Annotated in this window: 11 protein-coding genes; 4 read left to right on the forward strand and 7 right to left on the reverse strand. The window is 60.0% G+C overall.

What is annotated here, in order from left to right:
- Positions 1–249: 249 nt before the first annotated feature.
- Positions 250–2,169 (reverse strand): type I DNA topoisomerase, encoded by a 1,920-nt coding sequence (gene topA, locus HMPREF2581_RS11365; RefSeq protein ID WP_004352838.1) that lies wholly within the window; start codon positions 2,167–2,169, stop codon positions 250–252.
- Positions 2,170–2,424: 255 nt separating this feature from the next.
- Between topA and vapB the strand changes: the two genes are divergently transcribed.
- From vapB to HMPREF2581_RS11390, 4 genes are all read left to right on the forward strand, one after another.
- The gene (vapB, locus tag HMPREF2581_RS11370) at positions 2,425–2,655 is read left to right on the forward strand and encodes a type II toxin-antitoxin system VapB family antitoxin (RefSeq protein ID WP_003158175.1); all 231 of its coding nucleotides are present in this window, start codon (positions 2,425–2,427) and stop codon (positions 2,653–2,655) included.
- Positions 2,655–3,065, forward strand: coding sequence for a type II toxin-antitoxin system tRNA(fMet)-specific endonuclease VapC (gene vapC / locus HMPREF2581_RS11375; protein WP_003105740.1), 411 nt, complete (start codon positions 2,655–2,657; stop codon positions 3,063–3,065). The genes vapB and vapC overlap by 1 nt, the downstream gene beginning before the upstream one ends.
- A gap of 21 nt (positions 3,066–3,086) precedes the next feature.
- Entirely contained in the window at positions 3,087–3,347 is a 261-nt protein-coding gene (locus tag HMPREF2581_RS11380; protein ID WP_003105742.1) for a hypothetical protein, read from the forward strand.
- A 199-nt stretch (positions 3,348–3,546) separates the two neighbouring features.
- Entirely contained in the window at positions 3,547–3,765 is a 219-nt protein-coding gene (locus HMPREF2581_RS11390) for a hypothetical protein (RefSeq protein WP_003105747.1), read from the forward strand.
- A gap of 65 nt (positions 3,766–3,830) precedes the next feature.
- Here HMPREF2581_RS11390 and crpP read toward each other — a convergent pair whose 3' ends face one another.
- The 6 genes from crpP to HMPREF2581_RS33530 all read right to left on the reverse strand — a co-directional run.
- Positions 3,831–4,028, reverse strand: coding sequence for an ICE-associated protein CrpP (gene crpP / locus HMPREF2581_RS11395; protein WP_003109353.1), 198 nt, complete (start codon positions 4,026–4,028; stop codon positions 3,831–3,833).
- Between the two features lie 155 nt (positions 4,029–4,183).
- Positions 4,184–4,672 carry a single-stranded DNA-binding protein gene (locus HMPREF2581_RS11400; RefSeq protein ID WP_003105748.1) on the reverse strand — a complete coding sequence of 163 codons (489 nt, stop codon included), beginning with the start codon at positions 4,670–4,672 and terminating at the stop codon, positions 4,184–4,186.
- Positions 4,673–4,701: 29 nt separating this feature from the next.
- Complete coding sequence (locus HMPREF2581_RS11405) at positions 4,702–5,541, reverse strand: Rha family transcriptional regulator (RefSeq protein ID WP_003105750.1); 840 nt, start codon at positions 5,539–5,541, stop codon at positions 4,702–4,704.
- A gap of 46 nt (positions 5,542–5,587) precedes the next feature.
- Entirely contained in the window at positions 5,588–6,136 is a 549-nt protein-coding gene (locus tag HMPREF2581_RS11410) for a DUF3158 family protein (RefSeq protein ID WP_003105753.1), read from the reverse strand.
- 5 nt (positions 6,137–6,141) lie between these two features.
- The gene (locus HMPREF2581_RS11415) at positions 6,142–6,870 is read right to left on the reverse strand and encodes a PFL_4669 family integrating conjugative element protein (protein ID WP_003105754.1); all 729 of its coding nucleotides are present in this window, start codon (positions 6,868–6,870) and stop codon (positions 6,142–6,144) included.
- 155 nt (positions 6,871–7,025) lie between these two features.
- The coding region (locus tag HMPREF2581_RS33530) for a hypothetical protein (RefSeq protein ID WP_256565196.1) at positions 7,026–7,467 on the reverse strand (442 nt) is incomplete at its 5' end.

Raw genomic sequence — 7,467 nt, forward strand, 5'->3', positions numbered from 1 at the left:
CAGAGAGAAGACAAACCGAGGAGATGAGGATCGAACAGACTGAACATCAAGGCGGGACGCTAAACTGGGCAAGCAGTAGAGACCACCATACAGGTTTCGGTGAGATTAGATAGCTTTCATTTTGCCGAGGTGAGTAACCTGACGGGCGGCGGCCACGGGTGGAAGCTAGAGTGATTGCCTGAAAGACGGCACAGGCGACACATGTGGCCTGCTCAATTAGCGGAGTATCCATGGCACCTCGAGTACTACCTATAGCCCACGCGGGTTGTCGAAGTCAGGTCGGCCGTTCTTGGTGGGATAGTTGACCTTGCAGCCGGTGGTGCGGTAGCCGCTGCAGCCCCAGAAGTCGAAGCCGCCCTTGCCGGCTTTCTTGCGGTGGACCAGGGGCAGACCGCACTTGCCGCAGAGGAAGTCACTAGCCGGCGCCGTGGGAGCGCTGGCGGTAGAGCTTGCTCGCGGGTCGCCCTGTGCGCTGGGGTGCGCGCGCAGCGTCTGCAGCTCTGACTGCAGGAGCTGGTAGAACTGCTGGACCACGTTCATGTAGGTGTCTTCGCTGTTGGCAATCCGGTCCAGGGCTACCTCGAGGTTGCGGGTGAAGTCGAGGCTGAGGAAGCTGAAGTTGTGCTCCAGGAGCGCGATGGTGGCCTCGCCCAGCTCGCCGGGGATCAGGCTTCGCCCCTTTATCTGCACCTGGCCTTTGTCGATGATGTTCTTCACGATCGAGGCGTAGGAGGATGGCCGACCAATCCCGCGGCGCTTCATCTCGCCCACCAGGCTGGCATCGGTGAATCGCTTGGGAGGGGTGGTCTTCTTCTCCAGGACCTCGCCGCTGTAGACCTGCAGGATCTGGCCTGGCTCCAGCGCCGGGGTGGGGTTTGAGGGCGTTTCGTTCTTCTGCTCCTCGGCGTCATCCCCCTGCAGCAGTTTTCGCCAGCCAGGCACGCTCAACAGCTTCCCTTTGGCAGTGAAGCGCAGTGGCTTCTTGTCGGGGCCGACGCCCAGGAGGGTGATGGTTCTCACGGCGTACACGGCAGCTTCGATCTGGCTGGCAAGCGCGCGGACTCGAATGAGCTGGTACAGCGCCTGCTCATCAGCAGTTTCACCGGCGGTAGCGGCCGTCCAATCGGTGGGGGTGATGGCGGGGTGGCCTTCTTGGGCGTCCTGATCAGCCTTGAACATCCGCTGTTGCTCAACGCTCTTCAGGCCCAAGGCCTTGGCGACAGCACGGATATCCGGCATCGAGTCCTTCGAAATATTGGGGTTGTCCGTCCGGTGGTAGGTGATGAGCCCCTGCTCATACAGCCGCTGGGCGACCTTCATCGTCTTGTCGGGTGACCACTTCAGCGCATTCCCGGCGGCCATCTGGAGCGAGGAGGAGATGAACGGTGCCGGAGGCGTAACGGTTTCTTCGCCATCAATGCAGGTCTCGACGATGACATTGCGTATAGCCCCCACCAGTTCTGCGAGTTGACGATCCTGGACATACGGGAACTCCTTGCTGGCAAACACGGGCACTGGATCCCATTCCGCCGTCCAGGTACGGCCGTCGCTTGGCGAAACGAAGGTCAGTTCCACCCCGAAGTGCTTGATTGCTGTGAAGGCGCGGATCTCCCGCTCTCGCAGGACCACCAGGTACACAGCGACGGACTGCACGCGCCCGGCGGTGGTTGGCCTGCCCATCACGCGCCGCAACTCTGGCGTGACCAGATACCCCACCAGGCGATCGATGACGCGACGGCATTCCTGCGAGGCGACCTTCGGGAGGTCCAGGCGACGCGGCGAGCTGAGTTCGGCGCTGATGCATGACTTGGTGATCTCTTTGAAGGCAACGCGCTTGTAGTTCTTGATCCCGGCAGCCTGGAGGATGTGCCAGCCAATGCTTTCGCCTTCGCGATCCGGGTCGGATGCGACGTAGATCTCCAGAGCTTTCTGCTGCAGATCCTTCAGCCGTGCGACGGTTTTTTCCTTGCCCGAGAGGATCTGGTAGTGCGGTTTGAAATCCTGGCCCACGCCGACGGTGAGCATCTGCGGATCCTGGCCGTGAACGGGTAGGTCTCTGATATGTCCGGCAGTCGCTTCGACCTGCCAGGTCACGTCGGGACGAATGGAGGGGAGAAGGGACCGCAGCTTTTTCAGCTTGCCCGGGGCTTCAATGATTACAAGGTGCATCGGCGGAGTCTCTCGGAACAGTCGGTCGAACTGTCGCGGTCAGAGAGCGGGCCAACAATGCGAAATGGACGGTGCGCTGTTGCAGTTTTCGAGAGGAACTGAAGGGTGAAGTCATCAGAAGTCGAGCTGCTGTTGCTGCTCCTGTCGGCGGACCTTCGAGGTCGCGTTATAAAGCCATTGTTGTATATCCCATTGACATATCCCGAGAGGTGGATACTATGGGATATACGTTTGGTATATCCCGTGAGGTGTGTCATGGAACAAGGTTCTGTTTTTCAGAGCAATCGTAGCCAGGCCGTAAGACTGCCCAAGGCAGTCGCGCTTCCCGATGACGTTAAGCGTGTGGATGTGGTCGTTGTGGGGCGCGCCAGAATCATCACGCCTGCCGGCGAGTCTTGGGATAGCTGGTTCGATGGCGAGGGCGTTACTGCCGACTTTATGGCAGAGCGTGAACAGCCTGCCGATCAGGAGCGCGAGACTTTCTGATGCTCAAGTTCATGCTCGACACCAACATCTGCATCTTCACCATCAAAAACCGCCCGCAAGAGGTGCGCGAGGCGTTCCTGCGCCACCACGATCAGATGTGCATCAGCACCGTGACGCTGATGGAGCTGATCTACGGCGCAGAGAAGTCCTCGAACCCCTCGCGCAATCTTGCAGACGTGGAAGGCTTCGCTGCTCGTCTGGAGGTGCTCAAGTACGACCAGGAAGCTGCCGCCCACACCGGCCAGCTCCGCGCTGAACTGGCCCGCCTCGGCAAGCAAATCGGCCCCTATGACCAGATGATTGCCGGGCACGCCCGCTCTCAGGGCCTGATCGTGGTCACCAATAACCGCCGCGAGTTCGACCGCGTACCCGGCTTGAGAGTTGAGGACTGGGTCGTCCCAATCGTGTAACCGAGGAAGATACGGAGCACCATGGATAAGAATTGGGAACAAGCGCTTCTTACCGTTGTAGAGCGAGAGCTTGCCCAGCTTGAATGGCTCATCAGGTCTGAACAGGCCGGCGAGGAAGAGATCGAGTGCGGAGATATTCACGCGCAGATCAGTCGGTTAGGTGGCCTGACGGATCTGGCTCAGCCTGATGGTTTGCCAATGAGCGAAACGACACACGCCAAGCTGCAGCAGCAAAATGAAGTTGCCATGAGGTTGATGCGTTCTCGACTTTCGAGCACTTAGGAAATGATGCCCGAGATCGATGGCCTGTTTTGGTACTTCGAGAACGGTGTCTCCGAGCCGCGCCCGGTGCTGCTCAACCAGGCGAGGTGGGTAAGGAAATTCAAATCATTCAACGGTGCTGAGCAGTCCTGGCTTCGTGACGGGGAGTATCTGGTTGGACCGCAGCCCACTTCGGCTGCTCAGTAACGAGGAAACCAGCATGGCTACAAAGGATCACGAATTCACAGTAGGCAAAGGACAAACGATCTGGGCCGAGAAGTCCCACTATCCCGACTTGGTACGTTTAGTTGTTCCGAAGGATCAAGCAGTTGCCCTGGCACAGAAGATTCTCCGCGCCTATGAGTTGGCCCGTCCCGAAGACATGTACTTGGACGAGATCCCTCTCTACGGGGAGTTGGAACCCCTGGAAGACGAATAAGTAGGGCAAAGGTCCATCTGCCAGATCTCGTCGGGAAGAACCGAGGGGAAAAGGGACCTCAGTTTTCAGAAGTCGAGCTGCTGTTGCTGCTCCTGGGCAAACCCTTTCAACCAGGACGCCCGCATCGCAGGATGACTGTAGGGGCAGTCGAACACCCGTAGCCCTTTCCGCGCGGCCTCAGCACCAATAGCCCGTACAGTCCGGTGGGGATCGTTGAAGTGTCGTCTGTCCAGCTTGTCGGTATCGGTCGCTTTCTTTGACACACGGCTTTCCAGTCGAAGCCTTTCTTCCCTCAGTCGATTTCCGATCATTGTGGTTGATCCAGTTGCTCGAGTGTTTTTAAGAGGCTGCGGGCGGCGAAGAGTAGTGCTTGCCACCCGCAGCTTCACGAATGGGCGGCCAAAAATTAAGCCGCCTGCTACATGGGGATGTCGTCGTCGAAGGCGCTGTCGTAGTCCTGCTGCGAGTGCGCATCCTGCTGAGCAGGTTGCGGCGGCACCTGCCGAGACTGCTGATGTTGTGTCGACTGGCCGTTGGTAGACGGCAACAGGGTGACCTCGGCCAGGCGATGCGGAAGGATGGAAATGCGCGAGGCTTCGACCTTCAGCGCCTGGACTTCTTCCCCTGACTCTTTGTCGGGCCAGCGGTCCATGATCGCCCTGCCTTCGACCTTGACGCGCATACCTTTCGCGAACAGTTCGGCGAAACGCTGGGCATCCTGATGCCACCACTCAACACTGCACCAGAAGCCGCCGCGATCCTTGTAGCCACCCTGGCCATCGGGAATCGAGTTGTCGAACATCACGTTGAGACGCAGCAACTGCCGCGGGGGATTGTTGCCGTTCGGGAAGCTGCGGTGCTCCGGCGCCGAGCCGATGTTGCCTTCCCAGAAGACGGGGGTAGCCATGATGAATCTCCAGTCAGTTGAGTAGGGGGTTAGTGGGTGGAGCGTGGTTTGAAGGGGGAGCGAGTGGCGCGGCTGGCCACGTACCCGAGCAGTTCACGGGTTTGCCGAGACGTTGCAGCCAAGGTGTTGGCCATGTGCTCCTTGAACACTTCGCTGGCCAGCTTTTCGACGCCACTGTCGTAGAGGGAATTGAACAGCAGCTCCGCGTCATGAGCGGAGCGCAGCAAGCCGTAGAGCAGGTCCTTGGCGATGGAGGAGCCGGCCACGCTGGGCAAGGACTTGGCGGCCACACCTTCACCGATGATCTGGCCCTGGAGGAAGTTCAGGGCCTGCTTGATCTGCTCGGGAGTGGCCGCGTCCAAGGACTCGACGGCCAGGTAGTTGCATACGACCTGTTCTGTCCTGGGGCGAGCCGGCTCGCCGAGGGTGTGGTCGCGCATCAGGTCGAGCGTCTTGATGGCGAACTGGAGCAGGTGGTTGTGACTGAGGATCTCGGGTTGCTCGATGAGCGCCTGTTCCATCTTGTTGAAGGCGTTGATGTAGGCCTCCTTCCACCGGGCGGCTTCCTTGCCGGTGAATCCCATGCAGAGGAAGGTGAAGCCGTCTCGGGTCATGCGGAAGTACGGCTCCGGTTTGTTGTTGGAGCCAGGGCGGGTACACGGCGCAAAATTGCGCTGTGTAAACTCAGGTGAGCATTCCAGGTTCGCAATGCTCTTGAGTACATCCTTGTGCTGCTTCCGAAAATGCTTGGCGACGTCGAGACTGGTCGTGGTGGGCTTGCCGCCGGTGATCTCGACGCTGACCTCGGTGGAGGGCTGGGTGGTCGAGTGGGATACGGCCTTACCGCTTGGGTTGCTGACGTTACTCATGCTGTTTCTCCGTTGGTGATCGCTTCGAAGGTGTAGAGCGGTACAGCTACATGCCCACGGAACCGGGGCGGGTCTGACTCTGCTGCAGTCGGCCCATGAGCTCGGCCTCGGCCTGGCCCATCTTTTCCGCACACTCGGCGGCTTGCTTGCCGATGGAGTGGATCAGGCTGATCTGCATGTTGAGGGTGATGCGCTGCAGCTCCATCTCGTAGAGGTCTTGCAGCAGGTATTCCGGGGTCTTGTCCTGGCGCAGCATTTCCGCCCACACCCCGACGCCCATCCGCCGCGTTGCAATGTGCTGCCAGCGAAGAAAGGTTGTGCGGGCGGATGTGCGCTGCTCGATGAGTCGGGTGGGCAGAAGAGTGAAGGGCGGGCGACGAACCTGGGCCAGCAGTCCCTGGGCAAGTTCAAGCAATCCCTGCTCCAAGGCTTCGCACTGCTCCGCCAACTGGGCCAGCTCCCTATTACCTTTAAAAGGCTTTAAAAGGCCTTTTAGTGAGGCACTGTGTTGCAGCGCCTGGAAGGCAGTTTGTTGCAGTGGGCGGAAGGCACTTTGTTGCAGAGCGCCTTGCTGGTCCTTATCGAGCTGCCGCATTCCGATCAGTCCTCGAGCTCGACACGGTCAGCGTCATCATCGGCATCACCGTCAGAGCGGCCCCGGGTGATCGGCGGAGCGAAGTTCGAGCGTCGGGAGCCTTCCAGGATGTCCTGCGGGATCTCGCCGAACTTCTCGTACATCTTCCGCGCGGCTTCGGCGCGAGCGTTGTTCGCGGCGAAGTCGTCGCGAGTGGCGCCCGAGAACTGGTAGCTCTGGGCCAGACCAAAAAGGCTGCGCAGCACCGACGCGCCTTCGTCGAGCCAGACCTCCATGTCGCGGCGACCGACCAGCCCGACGTGCTGGGCCAGCAGGATTCGGCGAGCGAGCTCGTCATAGTTGGTCAAGAGATAGACCGCCTTGAAGCCGAGAGGGTTGGAGATGAACAACGGGACCTTGACCGGTGTGACGGACAAGTTCTCGGAGATATCGAGGGTCGCTGGCAGCTTGGCCATGACGTCATCCAGGCGCTGGTCGATGGCCTTGAGCGCGGCTTGGCAGCTCTCGACTTTCTCTTCGATCTGAACCAGCCACCAGTCGGAGTACGGATCGTCCTGTGCTGCCCCGCGGTGCATGCGATTCACGTATGCGCAGAAGCCGGAGAGGCCGAGGATGCTGTGCTTGGCATCCGACTTCTGCCGGCCGGTCCAGATGCGGGCGGCGTGATAGGTGTGAAGCGTCAGGGCGACATCGCTGCGGAGAGAGCCGATCTGAAGCCGATGGGTTTCAGCCATGGTGCAGTGTTCCTTTATAGGGAAGGGTACGGCCACATCGTGCTGATCGGGGTAGGAGCGCGCAGTAGGAAATACATAGTTCGCAGCTGGGGTATTTCCGCTGGCAGTGCGGGTTCATCATCATCCCGCTTGCGGCTCATGGAGGTTGGCTTCCTTCAGCTCTTGGCCCCCTCAGGGGCGTTGTCTATCGCTACGTCGACGCAACTTTTGAGCTTGCCGAGCAGCTCGCTCAGTTCCTGCAGCTCCGTAAAGTCGATAGGCCATTCATCGTTGTCGTTGAATAGGGTTGCCAGCCCTAGCAGCCGCTCGAATTCGAGTTCGTCCATAGGGGCATACACGATTGAGTCGCACATCTTTTCGGTTCCTATTGGGAGGGAGAAGTTGATAGCCCTCGGCGCCGAGGCCAGGACCTGGCAGAGTGTTGCGGGCCGCAACACCCAGCTTGCCGGCGGCGCCGAGGTCGATCCCTGGTGAAGTGGTTCGGGCCGAATCACCCAGCTCGCCGCCGGCGCTGGGGTCGGTCCCTGGTGGGGTGATTCCAGTGGAATCACCCAGCTTGTCGGCGGCGCCGAGGCCGGATCCTGGTGAAGTGGTGCC

It is taken from the genome of Pseudomonas sp. HMSC057H01 (assembly GCF_001836405.1).
GTDB lineage: Bacteria > Pseudomonadota > Gammaproteobacteria > Pseudomonadales > Pseudomonadaceae > Pseudomonas > Pseudomonas aeruginosa.